Below are 25,844 nucleotides of genomic sequence, written 5' to 3'. Positions count from 1 at the left end.
CCAAGGGGAGAAGGGCATGATCTTTTCTATACTGCGGGTGCTGTTCCGCCTGCTGTACCGGGTACGTGTCGAGGGCGACGTCCGGCATTTCGACCAGCAAAAGCTGCTGATTACGCCCAATCATATCTCCTTCCTCGACGGCGTTTTGCTGGCGTTGTTTTTGCCGATCAAACCGGTATTTGCCGTCTACGCCAGCATTGGTGATCGCTGGTTTATGCGCTGGCTGCGGCCCTATATCGACTTCGTCTCACTCGATCCGACCAAACCCATGGCCATCAAGCAACTGGTGCGCACGGTGGAACAGGGCAGGCCGGTAGTGGTGTTTCCCGAAGGGCGCATTACCGTTACCGGTTCGCTGATGAAGGTTTATGACGGTGCCGCGTTTATCGCCGCCAAATCGGGGGCGACCCTGGTGCCGATACGGCTTGATGGCGCCGAGTTCAGCCCCTTTGGCCGTATGGCTGGGGTGTTCAAGATCCGCTGGTTCCCGCAGATCAGCATCCGTATTTTACCGCCGACCTCGTTGCCGATGCCGGTAGCGCCACGCGCCCGCGATCGCCGTGCGTTGGCCGGGGATCGGCTGCACCAAATCATGATGCAGGCGCGGATGGATACCCGTGAGCCGCAGACGCTGTTTCAGGCTCTGTTGGCGGCGCAGCACCGTTATGGCCGTAGCAAGCCGTGCATCGAGGATATTAACTTCAAGGAGGACAGTTACCGGACGCTGACCAAGAAAGCGCTGGGCGTCAGCCGCATTCTGCAACGCTTTACCGCCGAGGGCGAACATGTCGGCATGTTATTGCCGAACGCGACCATCACCGTAGCGGCTATTTTTGGCGCTTCACTGCGCAACCGCATTCCGGCGATGCTCAATTACACCGCCGGTTCCAAAGGCCTGAAAAGCGCCATGACCGCCGCCAGCCTCAAAACTGTCGTCACGTCGCGACAGTTTTTGGAAAAGGGCAAGCTGACCCATTTGCCTGAGCAGGTGCCGGAGGCCCACTGGGTGTACCTGGAGGATCTGAAAGATACGGTGACTTTGGCGGACAAGCTGTGGATCCTGCGTCATCTGTTGCAACCGGCACGGGCCATGCTGCCACAACAGCCTGGCGATGCGGCGTTGATCCTGTTCACTTCGGGTTCGGAGGGTAATCCGAAAGGCGTGGTGCATTCTCACGCCAGCCTGTTGGCCAACGTTGAACAGATCCGGACCATCGCTGATTTCACCCCGCGTGACCGCTTTATGTCATCGCTGCCGCTGTTCCATTCGTTCGGTTTGACGGTCGGGCTGCTGACCCCCCTGATGACCGGCAGCCGCATCTTCCTTTATCCCAGCCCACTACATTACCGTGTGGTTCCGGAGCTGGTGTACGATCGCAATTGCACCGTACTGTTCGGCACAGCTACCTTCCTCAATAACTATGCGCGTTTCGCTCACCCGTATGATTTTGCCCGTTTGCGTTATGTGGTTGCCGGTGCGGAAAAGCTGGCGGACAGCACCAAACAGATTTATCAGGACAAATACGGCATCCGTATTCTGGAAGGCTATGGGGTGACTGAATGCGCGCCGGTGGTGTCGATCAACGTGCCGCTGGCGGCCAAGGTGGGTACCGTCGGCCGTATTATGCCGAATATGGAGGCGCGGTTGATGAAGGTGCCGGGCATCGATAACGGCGGGCGTTTGCAGTTAAAGGGGCCTAACATCATGAAAGGTTATCTGCGGGTAGAACGTCCGGGCGAACTGGAGCCACCGGCGGCGGAAGATGAACACGGCAACCTGCAGCCGGGTTGGTACGATACCGGCGATATTGTCAGCCTGGACGAGCAGGGGTACTGCGTGATCCGCGGCCGGGTGAAGCGCTTTGCCAAACTGGCAGGGGAAATGGTCTCGTTGGAAAGCGTTGAGCTGCTGGCGCAGCATGTCGCGCCGGAAGCCCAGCATGCCGCCACGGTAAAAAGCGACAGCAGTAAAGGCGAGGCGTTGGTGCTGTTTACCACCGACGCCGGCATCACCCGTGAAGCCTTATTGAAGGTGGCGCGGGAATTGGGCAGCCCTGAGCTGATGGTGCCGCGTGATATCCGTATTTTGAAAACCTTACCGGTGCTGGGCAGCGGTAAGCCGGATTTTGTGACCCTGCGTAACATGGCTGAACAGCCGGAGACTCATTGATGAACCCGACGTCGCATACTGATTCACCCTTGCTTTCACGCAGCATGATCGCCGTCATTTGCGCCCAGTTTCTGTCCGCATTCGGTGATAATGCGCTGCTGTTCGCTACCCTGGCATTGATCAAGCAGCAGCTCTACCCCGACTGGAGCCAACCGATTCTGCAGATGGCGTTTGTTGCCACCTATATCATCCTCGCGCCCTTTGTCGGCCAGGTCGCCGACAGCTTCGCCAAGGGCCGGGTGATGATGGTGGCCAACGGCCTGAAGCTGGCCGGTGCGTTGGTTATCTGTTTCGGGCTTAATCCCTTCCTCGGCTATACCCTGGTCGGCGTGGGGGCAGCAGCCTATTCACCAGCCAAATACGGCATTCTGGGTGAGATCACCAGCGGTGAAAAGCTGGTCAAGGCCAACGGCCTGATGGAGGCTTCCACCATCGCCGCGATCCTGATCGGATCGGTAGCTGGCGGTGTACTGGCGGACTGGCACATTGTGGCGGCGCTGGCGGTGTGTGCGGTGGTCTACGCGGCGGCGGTGATAGCCAACTTGTATATTCCACGCTTACCTGCGGCACATCCTGCCGTTTCCTGGACGCCGCGAGCCATGACGCGGGCTTTCTTCAACGCCTGTGTGGTGCTGTGGCGCGACGGCCAGACGCGCTTTTCATTGATCGGTACCAGCCTGTTCTGGGGAGCCGGGGTCACGCTGCGCTTCCTGTTGGTGCTGTGGGTACCGGTGGCGCTCGGTATCGCCGACAACGCCACGCCGACGCTGCTCAATGCCATGGTGGCGGTCGGGATAGTGATAGGTGCTGGCGCCGCCGCGCGTTTCGTCACGCTGGAGACGGTGAAACGTTGTATGCCTGCCGGGATCCTGATCGGCGTGGCGGTGGCGATATTCGCGCTGCAAACCACTCTGTTTAACGCTTATGCGCTGCTGTTGATTATCGGCGTATTGGGCGGCTTTTTTGTGGTGCCGCTGAATGCGCTGTTGCAGGAACGGGGCAAAAATTCGGTGGGTGCGGGCAATGCGATCGCGGTGCAGAACCTGGGGGAAAACACCGCCATGTTGCTGATGCTCGGATTGTATTCGCTGGCCGTTAAAGTCAGCGTGCCGGTGGTCGGCGTGGGGATTGGCTTTGGTGTGGTGTTTGCGCTGGCGATTAGCGCGCTGTGGCTGTCGCAGCGGCGGGCAAAATAACGGATGGGGCGCTGATGAGGCGCCCCATCTTATTTATGGCGCAGGACGTGTTTTTATGGTGCCGGAATAGTAAAGCGGGTGTGGATCTCTTCCAGCCCCTGCAGCACGTCTTCATTCAATACCACATCGAAACTGTCGATGTTGGTTTTCAGCTGTTCCAGCGTGGTTGCCCCCAGCAGAGTGCTGGCAACGAACGGCTGCTGGCGCACAAACGCCAGTGCCATCTGCGACGGATCCAACCCGTGCTTTTTGGCTAACGCGACATACTCGGCAATCGCCAACTGCGTTTGTGGCGCAGAGTAGCGGTTAAAGCGCGTGAATAGCGTATTGCGCGCACCGGCCGGTTTGGCGCCGTTCAGATATTTGCCGCTCAGGGTGCCGAACGCCAGGCTGGAATAAGCCAACAGTTCGACCCCTTCGTGCTGGCTGATCTCCGCCAGGGCAATCTCAAAACTGCGGTTCAGCAGGCTATAGGGGTTTTGAATCGAAACGATGCGCGGCAACTCATGTTTTTCAGCCAGTTGCAGGTAACGCATCACGCCCCATGGTGTTTCGTTAGACACCCCGATATAGCGGATTTTACCGGCACGCACCTGCTCGGTCAGCGCTTCCAGCGTTTCCAGCAGGGTGACGGTGGCTTTATCGTCGGTGTATTGATAATTGAGCTGACCGAAGTAGTTGGTCGGGCGCTGTGGCCAGTGCAGTTGGTAGAGATCGAGATAATCGGTGTTGAGTCGTTTCAGGCTGGCATCCAGCGCGACACGAATATTTTTGCGATCCAGCGCCTGCTGTGGGCGGATGCTGCTGTCGGTGCCGCGCACCGGCCCGGCAATCTTGCTGGCCAGCACTATCTTCTCACGGTTGCCGCGTGCCTTGATCCAACTGCCGATGTATTGCTCGGTCAGCCCCTGGGTTTCAGGACGGGGCGGTACCGGGTACATCTCTGCGGTGTCGATCAGGTTGACGCCAGCGGCTAATGCATAGTCGAGTTGCGCATGGGCATCGGCTTCACTGTTCTGTTCGCCAAAGGTCATGGTGCCCAGTCCCAGCACGCTCACTTCTAAAGAACTGTGGGGAATACGGTGGTATTGCATTAACGGCCTTCCTTTCATGTTAGCGCTTACGGGCTGAACCGCCCGGTGAAACAGGAGCCAAAGGGCAGGCTGTGGCAAACAACCTGCAAGGTGGTGTACTGCCTTTGCCGACTATAACCAAGCCGAGAAGATGGGGAAAGAGGATTCAGTGCGGGGAAGGCTATCGTTCTTGTACTGCGCGATAGCCGACGGGGGATTAACGTTCGATAACCTGTGAAACCTGATCGCCGTTGATTTGGCGGCTGTTGCCTTTTTCATCTTTATAGCTGATCAGGCCGGTATCTTTATCAATCTCCGGCTTACCCTGAGTCAGGATCATATTGCCGTCTTTGGTTGCCATCACGTAATCGCTGGAACATCCCGCCAAACCGGCGGCGATGACCAACGCAGACACTGCCATTACCCACTTTTTCATCCTGCGGATCCTCAGTTATATATGCAAAAAAGAAGCTTCTTCTAAGACTAGCAAACTATAGATGCGCTGTGTTTCAGATAAGTCTTTATCTTGATAAGAGAAAGTGACGCTGAAGCAGGGCTGCGGAAAATAATAACGGGAGTGGCTGGCGCGCACTCCCGTGGGGAATTACTCAGAGACGGTTTTTTTCTTGCTGCGCATCAGGTTGAGTGCTTCGACCGACATTGAGAAGAACATCGCAAAGTAGATATAACCTTTCGGTACATGTACCTGGAAGCTTTCCAGCATCAGGGTGAAGCCCACCAGGATCAGGAACGCCAGCGCCAGCATTTTCACCGAAGGGTGGCGGTTAACGAACTCGCCAATAGGTCGGGCGGCAAACATCATGACGCCAACGGCAATCACTACCGCCGCCATCATGATAAACAGATGGTCGGACAGGCCTACCGCGGTAATCACCGAGTCCAGGCTGAAAATAATATCCAGCAGCATAATCTGCACGATGGCGCCAAAGAAGCCGTGCACCTTTGTGTTGTGCTCTTCTTCTGAGCCTTCGATGGTTTCATGGATCTCTTTACTGGCTTTCCAAATCAGGAACAGCCCACCCAGCAGCAGGATCAGATCGCGTGCCGAGATACTGTGGTCCATAACGCTAAACAGCGGGTGGGTCAGACGGATCACCCAGGCGATAGAGGCCAGCAGCCCCAGACGCATTAACATTGCGCCGGCCAGCCCGATGCGGCGAGCCTTGTTCTGCTGCGCTTTTGGCAGCTTGGACACCACTAGCGAAAGGAAAATGATGTTATCAATACCCAGAATGATCTCAAGAATGGTCAGCGTACCTAACGCTAACCAGGCATTGGGATCCATAATCCACTCAAACATTGTCGAGCCACACCCTAATAAAAAACAAAGGCTGAATTATACGCGTTTATTGATACAGCGACACTGTTAGCTAAACGCGGCCTAAACAAAAGTGATCAGATGAAGAAATGTCTTGCCAACAATGCGCCAGTAAAGCTTTTTTTCAGATAGAACCCGCGCGGCAATGTGAGGATCGGCTGACCCTGTTCGCCGATAGCTTCGGTCAGGGCCTTACTGTTGGCCGCTTTGGGACGCAGTTGCAGCACTTCACCATGGCGGGCGGTGATCCGCTCTACGTGGCCGAGCACGATCAAATCCATCAGTTCCTCCCAGTCGCGGCGCAGCATCTCTTCTTCTTCGGCGTTTGGGCTCCACAACAGCGGTGAGCCGATACGTCGCTGCGCCAACGGGATTTGTCGCTCGCCTTCTACCGGGATCCACAGCACCCGTGCCAGCTTATGGCGTACATGACTGCTGGCCCAGGTGACACCGCTGTTGCCGGTTAAGGGGGCTACGCAAACGAAGGTGGTTTCCAGTGGTTTGCCGGCGGCGTCTATCGGGATGGTTTTCAGCTCGATACCCAGCTCGGGGAAATCCTGCTCCGGTTTGCTGCCCGCCATGGCGCCAAGATACTGCTCCAGCAGCATGCCAACCCAGCCTTTATCACGTTTCAGATCCCTGGGGATAGCCAATCGCGCACCTTCGGCCAGTTCGCCCAGGTGACAGCCGGCAAGCCGCTGTGCCCTTTCAAACAGCTGTTGTTCGTTTTCTGGAGGAGGGGGCAAAGGAGATAAAAACGCCATAATACAAGCCTGTTAGATTTGGTTGAAAAACGTACTGTATTTGTCCACAGAGAACTTTGACCGGAAAGGACTGGGGAAAAGAATAATAGTAGCATGATTTTCCATGACTTTTTCTCTCTCCCCCGACAGAGGAAAAATTCCGGCTGACGCTTGTGCACCTGTAGCCACCGACAATAAACAGGATCTTACACCTATTTATCCACAGATTTATGGGATAACCCAAATTTTTACCGATCACTGGTTCGATTTACAGCCTTGACGCAGGCACTTTTTTGCGAAATTGTCCGTTTTGTGCGTAACTCATACGGATAATCTGTGGATAAAAACGACGTTGGTGGATCTTTCGCCAGGGTAAGATCCTAAACGGACATAGATCACATTTTTACTCTGTATAGGGCTGTTGATAATTACATATATATATGTTTTTAAATGATTAATGTGGTTTCTATATTTCCGGGGTTTTTAGGCTCACCAGAGTTTTACCGGCTTATCCCTTGAGTTCTTCACATACCTATCCACAGAAAAAGTGAATAAAACCCGGTGTAAATCCTTCCGCATGTTTATAACTTTGCCATTATCTGTGAGTTATCCCAATGTTATCCGGTTTGCAGCGCCGCAAAGCAGTGGTTTACCGCCTGTAGCTTGTGTGAAACAATCAGGGTATCTATGCGAATTTAAGCTTATCGAGGTAGTCCGGTGATCGATGATGATGGCTACCGCCCGAATGTTGGTATCGTAATCTGTAATCGTCAGGGGCAAGTCCTGTGGGCTCGCCGTTACGGTCAACACTCCTGGCAGTTTCCCCAAGGTGGGATTAACCCTGGTGAAACCGCAGAACAGGCAATGTACCGTGAGCTGTTCGAAGAAGTGGGGCTGAGTAAAAAGGATGTGCGTATCCTGGCCTCAACCCGCAACTGGTTGCGCTATAAATTGCCAAAACGTTTGGTGCGTTGGGACACAAAGCCGGTTTGTATCGGCCAAAAGCAGAAATGGTTTCTGTTGCAGTTAATGTGCAATGACGCTGATATCAATATGCAACGCAGCAGCACGCCGGAGTTTGACGGCTGGCGCTGGGTGAGTTTTTGGTATCCGGTGCGCCAGGTGGTGTCGTTCAAACGCGACGTTTACCGCCGGGTGATGAAAGAATTCGCCGTCACCGTGATGCCGATGCAGGAGCAGGCAGCACAGCGGCAGACCCCCGCTTATCGCCGGAAGAGAGGTTAAGTTAAGCCGACTATGCTCACGCGCTTGCGAGAAATTGTTGAGAAGGTGGCCGCGGCGGCCAGTCTGACAGATGCGCTGGATCTTTTGGTCAATGAAACCTGTCTGGCAATGGATACAGAAGTCTGTTCCATCTACCTGGCGGACAACGACCGCCGCTGCTATTACCTGATGGCGACACGCGGGTTAAAAAAACCGCGTGGGCGCGCTATCGCACTGGCATTTGATGAAGGTATTGTCGGATTGGTCGGACGCCGTGCAGAGCCGATTAACCTGGCAGACGCGCAGAGCCACCCCAGCTTCAAATACATTCCCCAGGTGAAAGAGGATCGTTTCCGATCCTTCCTCGGCGTGCCGATCATTCATCGCCGCCAGTTGCTGGGTGTCTTGGTGGTGCAGCAGCGTGAGCTGCGCCAGTTTGACGAAAGCGAAGAATCCTTCATGGTGACCCTGGCCACGCAAATGGCCGGGATCCTCTCGCAGTCACAGCTTAACGCCATTTTTGGTCAGTATCGTCAGACGCGCATTCGTGCACTGGCGGCATCGCCGGGCGTCGCGGTAGCTGAAGGCTGGCAGGACAGCAGCCAGCCGTCTCTCGATCAGGTTTACAAAGCCTCGACGCTTGATACCGCCAGCGAGCGCGAACGCCTGACTCAGGCACTTGAAGAAGCCGGCGCGGAATTCCGCCGTTTCAGCAAGCGCTTTGCCGCCAGCTCGCAAAAAGAGAGCGCGGCGATCTTCGATCTTTACTCTCACCTGCTCAACGACGCTCGCCTCAAACGCGAACTCTTTGCCGAGATTGATGCCGGTTCCGTGGCGGAATGGGCGGTTAAACAGGTGATCGAAGTCTTTGCCGCCCAGTTTGCCAGCCTGCAGGACACCTATATGCGTGAGCGCGCCAGCGATCTGCGCGCGCTCGGCCAGCGTCTGCTATTCCATCTCGATGACACCACCCAGGGCGCTACCCAGTGGCCGGCGCGTTTTGTGCTGGTTGCCGATGAACTGACCGCGACTCTGCTGGCTGAAATGCCGCAGGACAGGCTGGTCGGCGTGGTGGTGCGCGACGGTGCCGCCAACTCCCATGCAGCCATATTGGTGCGGGCGATGGGCGTACCGACGGTGATGGGCGCGGATATTCAGCCTGCGCTGCTCAGCCAGCGGCTGCTGATTGTCGACGGCTATCGCGGCGAGCTTTTGGTCGACCCTGAACCGGTGCTGGTGCAGGAATACCAACGGCTGATCAGCGAAGAGCTGGAATTAAGCAGGTTGGCGGAAGATGACGTTGAGCAACCGGCCCAGCTCAAAAGCGGCGAGCGAGTTCAGGTAATGCTTAATGCCGGCCTCAGCCCGGAACATGAAAAGCTGCTGGGCGGGCGGGTTGATGGCGTTGGTCTGTACCGTACCGAAATTCCTTTTATGCTACAGAGCGGCTTCCCTTCCGAAGAGGAGCAGGTCGCCCAGTATCAGGGCATGTTGCAGATGTACCCGAATAAGCCAGTGACGCTACGCACGCTGGATATCGGTGCCGATAAACAACTGCCCTATATGCCGATCAGCGAAGAAAACCCGTGCCTGGGCTGGCGTGGTATCCGCATTACCCTGGATCAACCGGAGATCTTCCTGATCCAGGTGCGAGCCATGCTGCGCGCCAATGCCGGTACCGGCAATCTGGGCATACTGCTGCCGATGATCACCAGCCTGGAGGAGATCGACGAGGCACGCAGGTTGATCGACCGCGCAGGGCGGGAAGTGGAAGAGGTACTGGGGTATGAAATCCCCAAACCCAAATTGGGCATCATGCTGGAAGTCCCTTCGATGATCTTCATGATCCCGCATCTGGCAGGGCGCGTTGAGTTTATTTCGGTGGGGACCAACGACCTGACCCAATACCTGCTGGCGGTAGATCGCAACAATACCCGGGTGGCTTCACTGTACGACAGCCTTCATCCTTCCATGTTGCAGGTGCTGAAGCTGATAGCCGTTCAGTCCAGGGCCGTCGGGCTGCAGGTCAGCCTGTGTGGTGAACTGGCCGGTGACCCTATGGGTGCTCTGCTGCTGGTGGGGATGGGCTACCGCAACCTGAGCATGAATGGCCGCAGCGTGGCGCGGATAAAATATCTGCTGCGACACATTGAGCTGTCCGACGCCGAAGTGCTGACCCAGCGGGTGCTTAACGCCCAAATGACCACCGAAGTGCGCCATCAGGTGGCGGCATTTATGGAACGTCGTGGTATGGGCGGTTTGATCCGCGGCGGCAAGTAAGGCCGCGGGCTGACTGATTTTTTTACAGAACTTTTCCCGGCGTGCCAGTCCGGAGGCGGTTAAGCTTATGCTATTATCCGCTTCCTCAACTGCGTTGAAAGCCACGGAAAAATAGTGTTCCCGCTGAGTTTCACCGCGTTTGGCACCTGCCGCCCCCGGATGGGGAAGAATAATAGACATGTTGTGGTGATAGATGACCAATAGCTATCTGGCGTTTCCTAAATTTGATCCGGTGATTTTCTCGATCGGCCCGGTTTCTCTGCATTGGTACGGTCTGATGTACCTGGTTGGCTTTGTTTTTGCCATGTGGCTGGCGGTACGCCGGGCTAACAAACCCGGCAGCGGCTGGACCAAGGATGAAGTAGAGAACCTGCTGTACGCCGGTTTCCTCGGTGTGTTCATCGGTGGGCGCGTGGGTTATGTGTTGTTCTACAACCTGCCGCTGTTCATGGAAAACCCGCTCTATCTGTTCAAAGTCTGGGATGGCGGCATGTCATTCCATGGCGGTTTGATGGGGGTGATCCTGGTGATGTTCTGGTTCGCTCGCCGCACCAAACGTACCTTCTTCCAGGTTTCTGATTTTATCGCCCCGCTGATCCCATTCGGCCTGGGCGCCGGTCGCCTGGGCAACTTTATCAACGGTGAACTCTGGGGCCGTGTGACTACCGATACCCCATGGGCGATGCTGTTCCCAAGCTCGCGTGCAGAAGACGTGGCGCTTGCCGCCGCCGATCCGAAACTGTTGCCTATCCTGAACCAATACGGCGTGTTGCCGCGTCACCCCTCCCAGCTGTATGAACTGCTGTTGGAAGGCGTGGTGCTGTTTATCATTCTGAACCTGTTTATCCGCAAGCCGCGGCCGATGGGCGCCGTCTCCGGCCTGTTCCTGATTGGCTATGGTGCATTCCGTATTATTGTCGAAGCTTTCCGCCAGCCGGATGCCCAGCTCGGCCTGTTCGACGGCGTAATCAGCATGGGGCAGATCCTGTCCGTCCCTATGGTGGTGGCCGGTATTATTATGATGATTTGGGCGTATCGTCGCCGCCCGCAGCAACAACTGTCGTGAGGAACAAATGAAACAGTATCTGGATTTGATGAACAAAGTGCTCGCCGAGGGCACCCCTAAAGCCGACCGTACCGGCACTGGCACCTTGTCGATATTCGGCCACCAGATGCGTTTCAATTTGCAGGAAGGGTTTCCGCTGGTCACCACCAAAAAGTGTCACCTGCGTTCGATCATCCATGAACTGCTGTGGTTCCTGAATGGCGATACCAACGTGGCTTATCTGCGGGAAAACAACGTCAGCATTTGGGACGAATGGGCCGACGAAAACGGCAGTCTTGGGCCGGTATATGGCAAACAGTGGCGTGCCTGGGGCACGGCGGACGGTCGTCAGATCGATCAATTGACCACCGTGCTGAACCAGTTGAAACAGGATCCGGATTCACGCCGTATCATTGTTTCAGCCTGGAACGTGGGGGAGTTGGATCAGATGGCGTTGGCACCGTGCCACGCGTTCTTCCAGTTCTACGTGGCGGATGGCAAATTGTCTTGCCAACTGTACCAGCGTTCCTGCGATGTGTTCCTCGGCCTGCCGTTCAACATTGCCAGCTATGCGCTGTTGGTACATATGATGGCGCAGCAATGTGACCTGGAAGTGGGTGATTTCGTCTGGACCGGCGGCGACACTCATCTGTACAGCAACCATATGGAACAAACCCGGCTGCAACTTACCCGTGAACCGCGTGCCTTGCCGAAGCTGGTGATTAAGCGCAAGCCGGCATCGCTGTTCGATTACCGTTTCGAAGACTTTGAAATCGAAGGTTACGATCCGCACCCAGCCATCAAGGCACCGGTTGCCATCTGATTTTTACCCGATGATTGATCCCCAAGGGCGCACTGGTTGCGCCCTTGTTTATTTCTGCCGATCCGCCCTGATTGTTTCTGCGTTCCGCTTCGCATTTTGTTGGTTTCTCCCGCCAGTTTCATAGAAAGGTTGCGCGGCGCGCTTCAGGCCGGATAACGCCGTCTTTATCCTGTTGTGCCCCTGGTTACACTGGCCGTCATGAACGACAAGATGAATTTCAACATTGATGGCCAGCGCGGGATGACGCTGATTGAGCTGCTGATGGTGATAACCCTGGCAGGCTTGCTGACCGGCTGGGGGGTTAGCCACTGGCGTCATTATCAACAGGCTTTGCGGCTGGAACATACCGCGCAGCAACTACTGGCCTTTCTCACCCGGTTACAGGCTGACGCCAACTGGCGCAACCGCACGGCACTGCTGGGGTTTAAAACCGGCGATCCCTGGTGTATCGGCAGTGGTGAAGCGCCAGTGGATTGTGCAGCGCTCGGCGATGATGTGTTCAGCCCCGGCTATCGGGACGTGCAACTGGCGGGTTTTACTCAAAAGGATATGGGATTTTATGGTCTGCGTAACAATGCGCAGGCCGGGCACATCTTGCTCAGCAATGGCGCAGGCCGCCTGCGGTTGGTGCTGTCTGCCAAGGGGCGGCTACGGCTATGCAGTGAAGGCGTGAGCATGAGAGGGATCGCGACATGCCAGCCCTAGAGCGTGGTTTTACCTTGCCGGAGGTGATGCTGGCGCTGACGTTTGGCAGCCTGATTGCGTTGGCGGCGGCTAAAACTTATCCGGTCTTGCGTCAGCACAGTGTCGATGTGGGTCGGCATTATCGGCTGGAATCGGTGCTGCGACAGTTAGCCTTTGGCATTGAGAAAGATCTGCGCCGCGCCGGTTTCTGTGCCGGTCAGTGCCAGGGGCAACCCTTGTTGATTAGCCGGGCGGACGGGGAGGCTGTGGGGAGTTGTGTGATAGTCGCCTATGACATCACCCGCAGTGGGCGCTGGGAAACCCTCGGTGCAGACGCCGGATACTTCGGTTACCGGCTACGGCAAGGCAGGCTGGAAGGGCAACGGGGAGTGAGACACTGCCGAGGCAGCGGTTGGGAACGTCTGCTGGATAACGACGAGGTGCGCATTGAAGCCTTCAGTGTCAAGGTGAAGGCGGGCGACAGCGGTAAACGCTGGGCTACCTTGACCTTGAGTGGCCGTTCAAAAGCGGACCGCGGCATAAAACGCAGCCTGCAGTGGGCGGTTAATATGGCCTCGCTGCCATGAACGCTGGTGGGCAGCGGGGAGGCAGCACCCTGGCGGCGGTGATGATGCTGTTGGTGATGGGGTTGATGCTGTTGAATGCCCAGCACCGCCAACTGGACAGCGCTTTGCTGCTGGCTGCAGACGAGAAGCGCTATCTGCAGGCTTATAATCAGGCCGCTTCGGCGCTCAGTTGGGGTATTGCGCAGCCCTGGACGCGCGGCAGACTTGTCGCCAACGACTGGTGGTGCCAGCAAACCGGCGCTCTGCGGGCCTGTGCAAAATTATCTGCTCAGGCTGGCATGGTGCTGGTTCGTGGTGACGCGCAGTTGAGCCACGGGGAACCGCTGCGGTTATATCAGCGAACCCAACCTGATGGTTCAGGGGGCGACATTGCTCTGAGAGCGGAAACCGGCGGCTGGCTGGATTTTTGCCCTGAAAAAAAGCAGGCTGACTGTGCGGAGTAGCCAGCGGGGCTTCAGCCTGCCGGAAGTGCTGATTGCCGCCTTGCTGTTCGCGGTGTCGCTGCTGGGATTGTTACAGTATCATCAGGTGCTGTTGCAGTCGTTCCAGCGTCAGTGGCAGTATCGACAGGCCTGGTCGTTGGCGCATCAGCAATTGGAAGTTTTCGCCGCTACCGGGCGGGTGGACGTCGGGCTACCGCTACCGGCCCCCGGATGGCAGCGTCAGACCGGGTTAAGCACCCCGCAAGCCGCCTGCCAACGGCTGACGGTAAGAATACAAACGCCCCAACGGCAGTGGGCGGAACTCAGTCGTTGGTACTGCATGCGTCAGTGAACCGGCAGATATTTTGTTTTAAGGGAGCTCCCAATGTTTAGGGTTTATCATTCCAATCAGTTGGATTTGCTGAAAACGTTAACCAGCGCGTTGATAGACAGAGAGCCATTGGCCGATCCTTTTCAACAGGAAGTGGTGCTGGTGCAGAGCCCCGGTATGGCGCAGTGGCTACAGATGCAGCTGGCGGAACAGTTTGGCATTGCTGCCAACATCGCTTTCCCGCTGCCGGCCACCTTCATCTGGGACATGTTTACCCGGGTGTTACCGGGGATCCCAAAAGAGAGCGCCTTCAGCAAAGACGCCATGACCTGGAAACTGATGTGGCTGCTGCCCGATCTGCTCACTCAGCCTGAATTCGCCCCGCTGCAGCATTACCTCACCGACGACGGCGACAAGCGGAAGATCCACCAGCTTGCCGGCCGGGTTGCTGACCTGTTTGACCAATATCTGGTGTATCGCCCGCAATGGCTGGAAAGCTGGCAGAAAGGCGAACGCATTGACGGGCTGGCGGAAGCGCAGCAGTGGCAGGCGCCGCTATGGGCGCGGTTGGTCGAGTACACCCAGGAACTGGGGCAACCGGAATGGCACCGCGCCAACCTGTATCGGCGCTTTATCAGCGCATTGGAACAAGCGGAACAGCCGCCGGAAGGATTGCCGCCGCGAGTATTTATCTGCGGCATCTCGGCCTTGCCGCCGGTATATCTGGAAGCGCTGCAGGCGCTGGGCAAGCATATCGATATACATCTGATGTTCACCAACCCCTGCCGCTACTATTGGGGGGACATTCAGAGCCAGTCCTTCCTGGCGAAATTACAGAGCCGCAAAAGACAGCACTATCGCGATAAAACGGAACATTCGTTATTCAGGGATCCGGATAACGCCTCGGCATTGTTTAACGACGCCGGCGAGCAAGACCTGCCAAACCCGCTGTTGGCCTCATGGGGCAAGCTGGGGCGCGACCACCACTTTTTGCTTTCGCAGATTGAATCCTCGCAAGAGGTTTTTGCCTTTGTGGATATCCCTGCGGACAATCTGTTGCATGGCATTCAGCACGATATGCTGGAGCTGAAGAACAGCGCGGTGATCGGCACCACCCCGGAAACGCTGGAGAGCAGCGACACCAAGCGTCGACTGGATCCGGCCGACAGGTCTATCAGCCTGCACGCCTGCCACAGCCCGCAGCGTGAGGTGGAAGTGCTGCATGACCAACTGTTGAGCATGCTGGCGGACGATCCTGAGCTGACGCCGCGGGACATCATCGTGATGGTGGCGGATATCGACAGCTACACCCCTTATATTCAGGCGGTATTCGGTAACGCCTCGCCTGAACGCTATCTGCCGTTTGCCATTTCTGACCGAAAAGCCAGCCAGGCGCACCCGGCGCTCCAGGCGTTTATCTCGTTATTGGATCTGCCGCAGAGCCGCTTTACCTCAGAACAGGTACTGGCTTTGCTGGAGGTGCCGGCACTGGCAGCGCGTTTCTCCATTCGGGAGGAAGGCTTACGCCTGCTGCGCCACTGGGTTGGTGAGTCTGGCGTGCGCTGGGGGCTGGATGACGACAACGTGCGTGAATTGGATCTACCGGCGACCGGCCAGCATACCTGGCAATTTGGCATTACGCGCATGCTGCTGGGCTACGCGATGGACAGCAATGCCGGTGATTGGCAGGGCGTTTTACCCTATGACGAGTCGAGCGGGCTGGTAGCCGAACTGGCCGGGCAACTGGCGGAGCTGCTGGCGGCGCTGAGTCGTTGGCGGCAACGACTGGGGCAGGCGCGCTGTTTGCCGGAGTGGCAGCCACTGTGTCGCCAACTGCTTGAGACCTTCTTTGAGCAGGACGGCGAAACGGAAGTGGTGTTGGCACTGATCGAGCGGGAGTGGAACAAACTGTTCGAGTTCGGGCTGGCGGCGCGCTACCCCGATGAGGTCCCGCTGTCTATCCTGCGGGATGAGTTGGCTGCACGCCTCGATCAGGAACGCATCAGCCAGCGTTTCCTGGCCGGGCAAATCAACTTCTGTACGCTGATGCCGATGCGTTCTATCCCCTTCAAAGTGGTTTGCCTGCTGGGCATGAACGACGGGGTTTATCCGCGCACTCTACCGCCGCTAGGCTTTGATCTGATGGCGCAACAGGTCAAACGCGGCGACCGCAGCCGCCGGGATGATGACCGTTACCTGTTCCTGGAGGCGATTCTGTCGGCGCAACAACGGTTGTACATCAGCTTTATTGGCCGCTCCATTCAGGATAACAGCGAGCGTTATCCCTCGGTGTTGGTGACCGAACTGCTGGAGTATCTGGAGCAAAGTTATTGTCTGCCGGGCGATGAACATCTGGACGCTGATGGCAGCGCACGGCGCGTGGGTGAATATTTGCTTAACTGGCATTCACGCATGCCGTTTGCCGCCGAGAACTTTCAGCCCGACACCGAGGATCAAAGCTATGCGGCAGAATGGTTGCCTGCCGCCGATCGGCGCGGTGCGGCGCATCCGCCGTTTAATCAGCCCCTGTTGCCGGATGAGAAAACTCAGATCTCGCTGGACGATTTATTGCGCTTCTACCGCCACCCGATCCGCGCCTTCTTCCAACTGCGGCTGGGCGTCAGTTTCATCCTGGAAGAAACCGAACTGCCAGATGAAGAACCCTTCACCCTGGATAACCTCAGCCGTTATCAGTTCAACAGCCAACTGCTGAACACCCTGATTGAAGGGGAAGACGCCAACCGTCTGTTTCAGCGGGTACGTGCCGCCGGCGGGTTGCCATTTGGCCCCTTCGGTGAAATTTACTGGCAGAAACAGCAAGAAGAGATGACCGAGCTGGCCGAACAGGTCCGCGCCGAACGTAGCGAAGGACACAGCCTGGAACTGGATATCGACATTGCCGGTGTGCGCATCAGCGGCTGGCTACATCAGGTACAAGGCGATGGGCTGCTGCGCTGGCGGCCATCAACCTTATCGGCCGTCGACGGCATATTGCTGTGGCTGGAACATCTGGTGTACTGCTGCGTCGGGGGCAGCGGCGAAAGTCGCATTTACGGGCGCAAAGGGGCTGTCTGGCGGTTTGCCGCATTAAGCGTGGAAGAGGCCCGCGAGCAATTGGCTGAACTGGTGGCGGGTTATCAGCGCGGCCTGTGTCAGCCGTTACTGTTGCTGAACAAAAGCGGCTGGGCGTGGCTGAGCCAGTGCTATCAGGCGGAGACGCAGCAGATTGACTGGGATGAAGAGGTACAAATCAAGGCCAAGGCCAAGCTATTGCAAATCTGGCAGGGCGATCAACGTATTCCGGGCGAAGGCGAGGATCCCTATGTACAGCGGGTATTCCGCCAACTGGATAATATTTATTTAGCGCAAATTCTGGCCGAAACAGAGCGTTATCTGTTGCCGGTGGCACGGCATAACCTTGGGTAACAATCCCCCGGTGGTACTGATTGTCGTGAGGTGGTAAAAATAATCAGGGTTATATTCAACTATCGGGGTTAGCTCCGGTCTTACATAACGTACAGGCATATAGCTTTTGTTGTTTTGATGTACGCCGTCAACGTCAGGGATGTGACGCGACGGCGTCTGAATAGGGGTTCATTTTGGATATGCGCAGACAGTTGGCCCGCATCACCGGGTTAGTATTAGTGGTTATGTTTTGGGCGCCGTTGAGCTGGGCCGCACAGGGATGGCAACCGCTGGCGGAGAAGATCAATAAAAGCGATCACGATCCGCGCCAGTACCAGGCTATCAAGCTGACTAACGGCATGACCGTGCTGTTGGTTTCCGATGCTCAGGCACCAAAATCACTGGCGGCGCTGGCACTGCCGGTAGGCTCACTGGAAGATCCGAACAGTCAGCTTGGGTTAGCGCACTACCTGGAGCACATGGTGCTGATGGGATCCAAGCGCTATCCGCAACCGGAAAACCTGTCGGAGTTCCTGAAGAAGCACGGGGGCAGCCATAACGCCAGCACCGCGTCTTACCGCACTGCGTTCTATCTGGAAGTGGAAAACGATGCGCTGGCCCCGGCGGTAGACCGCATGGCGGACGCCATCGCCGAGCCGCTGCTGGATCCGGGCAATGCCGATCGTGAACGTAATGCGGTCAACGCCGAACTGACAATGGCACGTTCACGCGACGGTATGCGCATGGCGCAGGTCGGGGCGGAAACGCTGAACCCGGCTCACCCGAGCGCGCGTTTCTCTGGCGGCAACCTCGATACCTTAAAAGACAAGCCGGGCAGCAAGCTGCACGATGAACTGACGGCATTCTACCAACGTTATTATTCTGCCAATCTGATGATGGGGGTGCTGTACAGCAACCAGCCATTGCCGGAACTGGCTGAACTGGCGGCCAAAACCTTTGGCAAGGTTCCTAACCGAGATGCCAGCGTACCGCCGATAGAAGTCCCGTCGGTCACCCCTGAACAGCAGGGTATCATTATTCATTATGTGCCGGCCCAGCCGCGCAAACAGTTGAAAGTAGAATTCCGTATTGGCAACAACAGCGCTGAATTCCGCAGCAAGACCGATACCTACATCAGTTATCTTATTGGCAACCGCAGCCAAAATACCCTGTCTGACTGGCTGCAAAAACAGGGGTTGGCGGATGCCATCAATGCCGGGGCCGATCCTATGGTCGATCGCAACGGCGGTGTATTCTCGATCAGCGTCTCGCTGACCGATAAAGGCCTGGCCAAGCGTGACGAAGTGGTTGCGGCCATCTTCAACTACCTGAAAATGTTGCGCAGCGAAGGCATCAAGCAAAGCTATTTTGATGAGATTTCCCACGTACTGAATCTGGATTTCCGCTATCCGTCGATCACCCGTGATATGGACTACATCGAATGGCTGGTAGATACCATGCTGCGGGTGCCGGTCGAACATACGCTGGATGCGCCTTATCTGGCCGACCGTTATGACGCCAAGGCCATTGCCGAGCGTCTGGACGCCATGACGCCACAAAATGCACGTATCTGGTTCGTCAGCCCGAATGAGCCGCACAACAAGATGGCCTATTTCGTCAATGCGCCGTATCAGGTCGATAAAATCACCCCGCAGCGTTTTGAACAGTGGCAACAACTGGGTAAAGGGATCAGCCTGTCTTTGCCTGCGCTGAATCCGTATATTCCGGATGATTTCAGCCTGACCAAACCTTCGCACGAGTTTAAAAAACCGGAGATGGTGGTCGATCAACCGGGCCTGCGTGTGCTGTATATGCCGAGCCGTTACTTTGCCGACGAGCCGAAGGCTGACGTCACGGTGGCATTCCGCAATGCAAAAACCATGGACTCTGCGCGCAATCAGGTGTTGTTCTCTTTGACTGACTATCTGGCCGGGATTTCACTGGATCAACTGAGCTATCAGGCTTCGGTTGGCGGGCTGAGTTTCTCAACCTCGCCGAACAACGGTCTGGAGTTCAACGCCAACGGCTTTACCCAGCGTCTGCCACAATTGCTGACCTCGCTGATCGAGGGCTACTCCAGCTTTACGCCAACCGAAGATCAACTGACGCAGGCCAAATCCTGGTATCTGGAACAGTTGGATTCTGCCGAGAAGGGCAAGGCGTTTGAACTGGCTATCCAGCCGGTGCAGATGGTTTCCCGTGTGCCTTACTCCGAACGCAGCGAGCGCCGTGAGGTGCTGAAAACCCTGACGCTGAAAGACGTGCTGGCCTACCGTGACAGCCTGCTGGCCGATGCGACACCGGAGTTGTTGGTGGTGGGCAATATGAGCAAGCAGCAGGTGGATACTCTGGCTTCCACGCTGAAACACCGTTTGGGTTGTACTGGTATTGAATGGTGGCACGGCGAAGACGTTGAAGTGACTAAAAGCCAGTTGGCCAATCTGCAGCGGGCTGGCAGCAGCACCGATTCGGCGCTGGCGGCGGTGTATGTGCCGACCGGCTACGACGAAGTGACCGGCATGGCTTACAGCTCACTGTTGGGTCAAATTATCCAGCCATGGTTCTACAGCCAATTGCGCACCCAGGAACAGCTGGGCTACGCGGTGTTTGCTTTCCCGATGTCCGTGGGCCGTCAGTGGGGCATTGGCTTCCTGCTGCAAAGCAACAGCAAGCAACCGGCGTATCTGTATCAGCGCTATCAGGATTTCTACCCGAAAACCGAGAAACGCCTGCGAGAGATGAAAGAAGCGGACTTCGAGCAGTATAAGCAGGCGATGATCAACGAACTGAAGCAGCGTCCGCAAACCCTGAGCGAAGAGGCCGGCCGTTTCTCCAATGACTTCGACCGTGGCAACTTCGCATTTGATACTCGTCATAAGCTGATTGAGCAAATCAAGCAGTTGACGCCGACCAAACTGGCGGATTATTTCCACCAGGCAGTGATTAAGCCGCAGGGGCTGGCGGTGCTGTCGCAGGTGAGTGGCAGTGGGCAAGAGAAAGCGGATTACGCCGTGCAGCCGAACTGGGTAACTTATCCCAACGCCTCTGCGCTGCAGAAAACCCTGCCGCGTAAGGTGGCGACGCCATGACAGAGACCACCCCGCAGCGACTTGATCCGCTAACGTTGCCGCTGTTTGGCGAGCGGTTGATAGAAGCGTCGGCGGGGACCGGTAAAACCTTTACCATCGGTGCGTTGTATCTGCGCCTGCTGCTTGGCCTGGGCCAGGCGGCGGCCTTTCCCCGGCCGCTGACGGTAGAGGAGATCCTGGTGGTGACCTTTACCGAGGCCGCAACCGAGGAGCTGCGTGGACGTATCCGCAGCAATATCCATGGCTTACGCATTGCTTGCGTACGTGGCAGCAGTAAAGATCCGTTATTTAACGCGTTAATGGCGGAAATTGACGATCTGCCGGATGCTGCCGCGCAACTGCTGGCCGCCGAACGGCAGATGGACGAAGCGGCAATCTACACCATCCACGGTTTTTGCCAGCGTATGCTGACCCACAACGCCTTCGAGTCCGGCATTCTGTTTGAGCAAACGCTGGTGCAGGATGAACTGCCGCTGCGCCGTCAGGCCTGTGCGGACTTTTGGCGTCGCCATTGTTATCCGTTGCCGATCGGTGTTGCCCGGGCGGTGAGTCAGGAGTGGAGCGGCCCGGAAGCGCTGCTGGCCGATCTTTCCGGCTATCTGCATGGCGAAGCGCCCATGCTGCGTCGGCCGCCGAAGGATGAAGAAACGGTGCTGATGCGCCATGAGCAGATCGTGGCGCGTATTGACGCCATTAAAGCGCAGTGGCTGGCGGCAGCGGGCGAACTGGAAGCGTTGATCAGCCAGTCTGGCGTTGATAAGCGCAGTTACAGCAGCAAACACCTGCCTAACTGGCTGCACAAAGTCGGTGAATGGGTCGTGCTGGAAACCCAGGACTATCAGCTGCCGAAAGAGCTGGATAAATTCCGTCAGTCGGTGCTGCTGGAGAAAACCAAAAAAGGTGAACCGCCGCGCCATGCATTGTTTGTGGCGATCGACGAATTGTTCGATGAACCGTTGACACTGCGTGATTTGATCATGGCGCGGGCGCTGAGCGAGATACGTTTGTCCATTCAGCAGGAGAAACGTCAGCGGGCTGAGCTGGGGTTTGACGACCTGTTAAGTCGGCTGGACAGTGCATTGCAGAGTGACGGTGGTGAGCGTTTGGCACAGGCTATTCGCCAGCGTTACCCGGTGGCGATGATCGATGAGTTCCAGGATACCGATCCGCAGCAATACCGCATCTTCCAAAAACTCTATGTTGGCCGGCCGGAATGTGGCCTGCTGTTGATCGGCGACCCGAAGCAGGCGATTTACGCTTTCCGCGGTGCCGATATCTTTACCTACATGCGCGCCCGTTCAGAGGTAAGCGCCCACTACACGCTTGAAACCAACTGGCGCTCCTCACCGGCGATGGTGAACAGCGTTAACCATCTGTTTGCGCAGGTGGAAAAACCTTTCCTGTTCGGCCAAATTCCCTTTATTGAGGTGGCCGCCGCCGAGAAAAATCGGGGGCTGGCGTTTGAGCTGCAAAACCAGCCGCAGCCGGCGATGCAGTTCTGGCTGCAACAGGGGGAAGGTATCGGCGTTAGTGAGTACCAACAATTGATGGCACGCCTGTGCGCCACGCAAATCCGCGACTGGCTCAGCGCCGGGCAAAACCAACAGGCCTGGCTGGTGGACGGCGAAAAACGACGGCCGGTTGAAGCGTCAGACATCACCGTGCTGGTGCGCAGCCGCAATGAGGCGGCATTAGTGCGTGATGCCCTGAGTGCGCTGGCTATCCCTTCGGTTTATTTGTCCAACCGCGACAGCGTATTCGATACGCCGGAAGCCAAGGATTTGTTGTGGCTGCTGCAGGCGGTGCTGGCACCGGAGCAGGAACGTACGCTGCGCAGTGCCATGGCAACCGGGCTGATGGGGCTGGACGCACCGACGCTGGACGGATTGAACCAGGATGAGCGTGCCTGGGATGCCCTGGTCAATGAGTTCGACAAATATCGCACGCTGTGGCTGCGCCGCGGCGTGTTGCCGATGCTGCGTGAGGTGATGAATCAGCGCCATCTGGCAGAAAACCTGTTGGCCAGCCTTGGCGGTGAACGCCGGTTGACCGACGTGATGCATCTGGGCGAGCTATTGCAGGAAGCCTCAGCACAGCTCGACAGCGAGCATGCACTGGTGCGTTGGCTGGCGCAGCAGATTGCTCAGCCCAATCGGCAGTCCGACAACCAGCAGCTACGGCTGGAAAGTGACCGCCATTTGGTGCAGGTGATCACCATCCATAAATCCAAAGGGCTGGAGTTCGATCTGGTATGGCTGCCGTTCGTCGGTAATTTCCGCCAGCAGCAGCAGGTGTTGTATCACGATCGCCACAGCTTCCAGGCCCTGCTTGACCTCAACGCCGATGAGCAAAGTATCGAGTGGGCGGAGGAGGAGCGGCTGGCGGAAGACCTGCGCCTGTTGTATGTCGCGCTGACCCGTTCGGTCTACCACTGCAGTATCGGTATTGCGCCGTTGATTCAGGGCACCCGCAAGAAACAGGGTGATAGCGATTTACACCGCAGCGCGCTGGGCTATCTGGTGCAGGCCGGTCAGGCCGGCGATGCGGCTTATCTGCAGCAATGTCTGCAACAGTTGGCCGTCGATGGCGTTGCGCTGTCGCTGGTCGAAACTCTGGACGAGCAGCCCTGGCAGCCGCAAACGCCAGACTTGACCGAACTGGCGGCGAAACACTTCTCGCGCCAGGTGCAGGATTTCTGGCGGGTGACCAGCTATACCGGGCTGCAACAGCACGGCACGAGCCTGATGCAGGATTTGTTGCCGCGGCTGGATGTTGATGCCGCCGGCGAGCAGGCACAGGACAGTGAGCCAGCGCTCACACCGCATACCTTTCCTCGTGGTGCCGGGCCGGGGACCTTCCTGCACAGCCTGTTTGAAACGCTCGATTTTACCCAACCGCTCGATGAGGGTTGGTTGCTGGAGCAGTTGCAACAACAAGGATTTGCCGAACACTGGCAACCGATACTGCTGGCGTGGATGCAGGTGCTGTTGAACACCCCGCTTAATGATACCGGCGTCGTTTTGTCGGCGCTGGCCCCGCAGCATAAGCAGGCCGAGCTGCAGTTTTATCTGCCGATCGAGCAGCTGTTGCAGGCGCGTGAACTGGATAAGCTGGTGAAAAGTTACGATCCGCTTTCTGCCCGTTGCCCTGAGTTGGATTTCCAGCAGGTGCAGGGGATGCTGAAAGGATTTATCGACCTGGTGTTCTGCTGGCAGGGGAAATATTATCTGCTGGACTACAAATCCAACTGGTTGGGCGAAGACAGCAGTGCCTATACCCAATCGGCGATGGAGCAGGCGATGGCGGAACATCGTTACGACTTGCAGTACCAGCTCTACACGCTGGCACTGCACCGCTATTTGCGCCATAGATTGCCGGATTATGATTATCAGCGGCACTTCGGCGGGGTGATTTATCTGTTCTTGCGCGGTGTGGATGCACAGCATCCGGGCAACGGCATTTTTGCCTGCCGCCCGCAGGAGCCATTGGTGGAAGGCATGGATTTGTTATTCAGCGGCAAAACCGTTGCGGTGGAGGATGCATCATGATCGCTCTACTGGAACAGGCGCAGGCGCTTGGCGTGTTACGCCCACTGGATTTGCAGTTCGCCCGCGTAGTTGCTGGAGCGGATGAGCCTGAGATGCTGCTGGCTGCCGCCTGCCTCAGCGCAGAGGCTGGCGCGGGTCACGTTTGCCTGATGCTGGAGCAACTGCTGCCGGAAAATCTTTTTGACGGACGTCAGCCGGAACTGGCACAGGCTGCGTGGTTGGCGGCAGGGCAGTTGGATGTGGCCGGTTGGCAACGGCGTCTGTCGGCCAGTGCGGCGGTGAGCGACGGCAGCACCGCGACGCCGATGGTGTTACAACCACAGCGCTTGTATCTGCAGCGCATGTGGCAAAACGAGGGTGAGGTTGCCGAATTTATCAGCGGTGACAGCCTGCCGCAGGCGGTTGACGAAACCGAGCTGCGCAGCATTCTGGATCAATTATTTGGCCAAGCGACCGATGAACCCGACTGGCAGAAAATTGCGGCTGCGGTGGCCGCTACACGTCGTATCGCGGTGATTTCTGGTGGACCGGGTACTGGCAAGACGACGACCGTCGCCAAATTGCTGGCGGCACTGGTACAGCTCGGCGAGGGGCGGCGTTTGCGTATTCAGTTGGCGGCCCCCACCGGTAAGGCGGCGGCGCGTTTGACCGAATCCTTGGGCAGTGCCGGCAAACAACTGGCGTTAACCCCGGAGCAGCGTGCGCTGTTCCCTACCGAGGCTTCCACGTTGCATCGCCTGCTGGGCGCTCAGCCCAACAGTCAGCGTATGCGCTATCACAGTGGCAACCGGCTGCATCTGGACGTGCTGGTGGTCGATGAGGCCTCCATGGTCGACCTGCCTATGATGGCGCGTTTGATTGCCGCCTTGCCCGCTCAGGCACGGGTGATTTTCCTGGGCGACCGCGATCAACTGGCTTCGGTAGAGGCCGGGGCGGTGTTGGGGGATATTTGTCGCTTTGCCGAACAGGGTTACAGCGTGGCACGTGCAGAGCAACTCTCACGGCTGACCGGTTGCCTATTACAGGGGCAAAGTGCCGAAGCGGAGGCTGCGGTGCGCGACAGTCTGTGCTTGCTGCGCAGAAGCTACCGTTTTGATGCCAATTCGGGCATCGGTCAATTGGCCTTTGCCGTGAACGCCGGTGATGGCAAGCGGGCAATGGCGGCGCTTAGCGGCAGTTTCGCTGACGTTAGCGGTTATCCACTGGCGGAAACGCAAGACTATCAGGCGTTGTTGGATGCCTGCGTGGCGGGGTACCGTGATTATCTGCGGCTGGTGGGTGAAGGGGCGGATGCGGCGGCGGTGTTGGCGGCGTTCGGTCATTTCCAGGTGCTGTGCGCACTGCGAGAGGGGCCTTTCGGCATCGCCGGATTAAATGAACGCATTGAGACTGGGTTGCAACGCAGCGGTCTGATCCAGCGCAAGCCGGGCGCTGCTGGACGTTGGTATTCCGGCCGGCCAGTGATGATTGGTCGCAATGACAGCGCTCTGGGGCTGTTTAATGGCGATATTGGCATTGCCTTGCGGGATGAGGGCGGCGAACTCCGTGTTCACTTTCAACTGCCGGACGGCAGCATCAAGTCAGTGCAACCGAGCCGTTTACCGGCGCATGAAACCGCTTATGCGATGACGGTGCACAAGTCACAGGGCTCGGAGTTTGACCATACGGTACTGGTGCTGCCCAATCATTTCCTGCCGGTGCTTACCCGTGAACTGGTGTATACCGCAATCACCCGCGCTCGCAGGCAGCTTTCGCTGTATGCCATCGATGCAGTTTTGATGCGGGCGATCCGTACCCCGACCCAGCGCCGTAGCGGGTTGGCGGAGCGGTTGCAGATCAAGGCTTAAGCGATAATGGACAAGGGCGCAGCACGCTGCGCCCGCCA

At 57.2% G+C, this 25,844-nt stretch carries 18 protein-coding genes; 14 read left to right on the top strand and 4 right to left on the bottom strand.

All coding sequences use genetic code 11. The annotated features are described in order from the left end of the window. The first annotated feature begins 16 nt into the window (after positions 1-16). Positions 17-2,170 (top strand): bifunctional acyl-ACP--phospholipid O-acyltransferase/long-chain-fatty-acid--ACP ligase, encoded by a 2,154-nt coding sequence (gene aas, locus E5C26_RS19550; RefSeq protein WP_135317779.1) that lies wholly within the window; start codon positions 17-19, stop codon positions 2,168-2,170. Beyond that, positions 2,170-3,366, top strand: a complete 1,197-nt coding sequence (gene lplT, locus E5C26_RS19545) for a lysophospholipid transporter LplT (protein WP_135317778.1) — start codon at positions 2,170-2,172, stop codon at positions 3,364-3,366. The genes aas and lplT overlap by 1 nt, the downstream gene beginning before the upstream one ends. A gap of 53 nt (positions 3,367-3,419) precedes the next feature. On the opposite strand, the gene E5C26_RS19540 is transcribed toward lplT, so the two are convergent. The 4 genes from E5C26_RS19540 to mutH all read right to left on the bottom strand — a co-directional run bounded on the left by E5C26_RS19540 (position 3,420) and on the right by mutH (position 6,542). After that, complete coding sequence (locus E5C26_RS19540; protein ID WP_135317777.1) at positions 3,420-4,460, bottom strand: NADP(H)-dependent aldo-keto reductase; 1,041 nt, start codon at positions 4,458-4,460, stop codon at positions 3,420-3,422. A 196-nt stretch (positions 4,461-4,656) separates the two neighbouring features. Continuing rightward, the gene (locus E5C26_RS19535; RefSeq protein WP_135317776.1) at positions 4,657-4,875 is read right to left on the bottom strand and encodes a YgdI/YgdR family lipoprotein; all 219 of its coding nucleotides are present in this window, start codon (positions 4,873-4,875) and stop codon (positions 4,657-4,659) included. 168 nt (positions 4,876-5,043) lie between these two features. Beyond that, entirely contained in the window at positions 5,044-5,760 is a 717-nt protein-coding gene (locus E5C26_RS19530) for a TerC family protein (RefSeq protein ID WP_135317775.1), read from the bottom strand. A gap of 95 nt (positions 5,761-5,855) precedes the next feature. Next, on the bottom strand, positions 5,856-6,542 hold the full coding sequence (gene mutH, locus E5C26_RS19525; RefSeq protein WP_135317774.1) for a DNA mismatch repair endonuclease MutH: 687 nt from the start codon (positions 6,540-6,542) through the stop codon (positions 5,856-5,858). 696 nt (positions 6,543-7,238) lie between these two features. On the opposite strand from mutH, the gene rppH reads away from it, so the two are divergent. From rppH to recD, 12 genes are all read left to right on the top strand, one after another. Next, on the top strand, positions 7,239-7,766 hold the full coding sequence (gene rppH, locus E5C26_RS19515; RefSeq protein WP_012146527.1) for an RNA pyrophosphohydrolase: 528 nt from the start codon (positions 7,239-7,241) through the stop codon (positions 7,764-7,766). 12 nt (positions 7,767-7,778) lie between these two features. Then, positions 7,779-10,025 (top strand): phosphoenolpyruvate--protein phosphotransferase, encoded by a 2,247-nt coding sequence (gene ptsP, locus E5C26_RS19510; protein WP_135317773.1) that lies wholly within the window; start codon positions 7,779-7,781, stop codon positions 10,023-10,025. A gap of 193 nt (positions 10,026-10,218) precedes the next feature. Further along, on the top strand, positions 10,219-11,091 hold the full coding sequence (gene lgt / locus E5C26_RS19505; protein ID WP_135317772.1) for a prolipoprotein diacylglyceryl transferase: 873 nt from the start codon (positions 10,219-10,221) through the stop codon (positions 11,089-11,091). A 7-nt stretch (positions 11,092-11,098) separates the two neighbouring features. Beyond that, positions 11,099-11,893, top strand: a complete 795-nt coding sequence (gene thyA / locus E5C26_RS19500; protein ID WP_135317771.1) for a thymidylate synthase — start codon at positions 11,099-11,101, stop codon at positions 11,891-11,893. A gap of 198 nt (positions 11,894-12,091) precedes the next feature. Continuing rightward, positions 12,092-12,598 (top strand): prepilin peptidase-dependent protein, encoded by a 507-nt coding sequence (locus E5C26_RS19495; RefSeq protein WP_135317770.1) that lies wholly within the window; start codon positions 12,092-12,094, stop codon positions 12,596-12,598. Then, positions 12,586-13,164, top strand: a complete 579-nt coding sequence (locus E5C26_RS19490; RefSeq protein WP_135317769.1) for a prepilin peptidase-dependent protein — start codon at positions 12,586-12,588, stop codon at positions 13,162-13,164. The genes E5C26_RS19495 and E5C26_RS19490 overlap by 13 nt, the downstream gene beginning before the upstream one ends. Next, a complete protein-coding gene (locus E5C26_RS19485) occupies positions 13,161-13,607 on the top strand; it encodes a YgdB family protein (protein WP_135317768.1) in 447 nt (148 codons plus the stop codon). Before E5C26_RS19490 ends, E5C26_RS19485 begins: the two co-directional genes overlap by 4 nt. Further along, positions 13,597-13,938 (top strand): prepilin-type N-terminal cleavage/methylation domain-containing protein, encoded by a 342-nt coding sequence (locus tag E5C26_RS19480; protein WP_135317767.1) that lies wholly within the window; start codon positions 13,597-13,599, stop codon positions 13,936-13,938. The genes E5C26_RS19485 and E5C26_RS19480 overlap by 11 nt, the downstream gene beginning before the upstream one ends. 33 nt (positions 13,939-13,971) lie before the next feature. Beyond that, on the top strand, positions 13,972-17,343 hold the full coding sequence (recC, locus tag E5C26_RS19475; RefSeq protein ID WP_135317766.1) for an exodeoxyribonuclease V subunit gamma: 3,372 nt from the start codon (positions 13,972-13,974) through the stop codon (positions 17,341-17,343). A gap of 179 nt (positions 17,344-17,522) precedes the next feature. Then, complete coding sequence (gene ptrA / locus E5C26_RS19470; RefSeq protein ID WP_135317877.1) at positions 17,523-20,411, top strand: pitrilysin; 2,889 nt, start codon at positions 17,523-17,525, stop codon at positions 20,409-20,411. Next, a complete protein-coding gene (gene recB, locus E5C26_RS19465) occupies positions 20,408-23,959 on the top strand; it encodes an exodeoxyribonuclease V subunit beta (RefSeq protein ID WP_135317765.1) in 3,552 nt (1,183 codons plus the stop codon). The genes ptrA and recB overlap by 4 nt, the downstream gene beginning before the upstream one ends. Beyond that, entirely contained in the window at positions 23,956-25,806 is a 1,851-nt protein-coding gene (recD, locus tag E5C26_RS19460; RefSeq protein WP_135317764.1) for an exodeoxyribonuclease V subunit alpha, read from the top strand. Before recB ends, recD begins: the two co-directional genes overlap by 4 nt. Positions 25,807-25,844: the final 38 nt, after the last annotated feature.

Source organism: Serratia proteamaculans (assembly GCF_004684015.1).
GTDB lineage: Bacteria > Pseudomonadota > Gammaproteobacteria > Enterobacterales > Enterobacteriaceae > Serratia > Serratia proteamaculans_F.
Note: the sequence above shows the minus strand (reverse complement) of the source record. Positions and strands in the feature narration are given on the sequence as shown.

Excerpts from the sequence above, each read along its gene's own strand:
- ptrA (WP_135317877.1), top strand. The coding sequence starts at position 17,523 with ATGCGCAGACAGTTGGCCCGCATCACCGGGTTAGTATTAGTGGTTATG.
- mutH (WP_135317774.1), bottom strand. The coding sequence starts at position 6,542 with ATGGCGTTTTTATCTCCTTTGCCCCCTCCTCCAGAAAACGAACAACAG.
- recB (WP_135317765.1), top strand. The coding sequence starts at position 20,408 with ATGACAGAGACCACCCCGCAGCGACTTGATCCGCTAACGTTGCCGCTG.
- ptsP (WP_135317773.1), top strand. The coding sequence starts at position 7,779 with ATGCTCACGCGCTTGCGAGAAATTGTTGAGAAGGTGGCCGCGGCGGCC.
- E5C26_RS19495 (WP_135317770.1), top strand. The coding sequence starts at position 12,092 with ATGAACGACAAGATGAATTTCAACATTGATGGCCAGCGCGGGATGACG.
- recC (WP_135317766.1), top strand. The coding sequence starts at position 13,972 with ATGTTTAGGGTTTATCATTCCAATCAGTTGGATTTGCTGAAAACGTTA.
- E5C26_RS19485 (WP_135317768.1), top strand. The coding sequence starts at position 13,161 with ATGAACGCTGGTGGGCAGCGGGGAGGCAGCACCCTGGCGGCGGTGATG.
- lgt (WP_135317772.1), top strand. The coding sequence starts at position 10,219 with ATGACCAATAGCTATCTGGCGTTTCCTAAATTTGATCCGGTGATTTTC.
- aas (WP_135317779.1), top strand. The coding sequence starts at position 17 with ATGATCTTTTCTATACTGCGGGTGCTGTTCCGCCTGCTGTACCGGGTA.
- thyA (WP_135317771.1), top strand. The coding sequence starts at position 11,099 with ATGAAACAGTATCTGGATTTGATGAACAAAGTGCTCGCCGAGGGCACC.
- E5C26_RS19530 (WP_135317775.1), bottom strand. The coding sequence starts at position 5,760 with ATGTTTGAGTGGATTATGGATCCCAATGCCTGGTTAGCGTTAGGTACG.
- E5C26_RS19535 (WP_135317776.1), bottom strand. The coding sequence starts at position 4,875 with ATGAAAAAGTGGGTAATGGCAGTGTCTGCGTTGGTCATCGCCGCCGGT.
- E5C26_RS19490 (WP_135317769.1), top strand. The coding sequence starts at position 12,586 with ATGCCAGCCCTAGAGCGTGGTTTTACCTTGCCGGAGGTGATGCTGGCG.
- E5C26_RS19540 (WP_135317777.1), bottom strand. The coding sequence starts at position 4,460 with ATGCAATACCACCGTATTCCCCACAGTTCTTTAGAAGTGAGCGTGCTG.
- lplT (WP_135317778.1), top strand. The coding sequence starts at position 2,170 with ATGAACCCGACGTCGCATACTGATTCACCCTTGCTTTCACGCAGCATG.
- recD (WP_135317764.1), top strand. The coding sequence starts at position 23,956 with ATGATCGCTCTACTGGAACAGGCGCAGGCGCTTGGCGTGTTACGCCCA.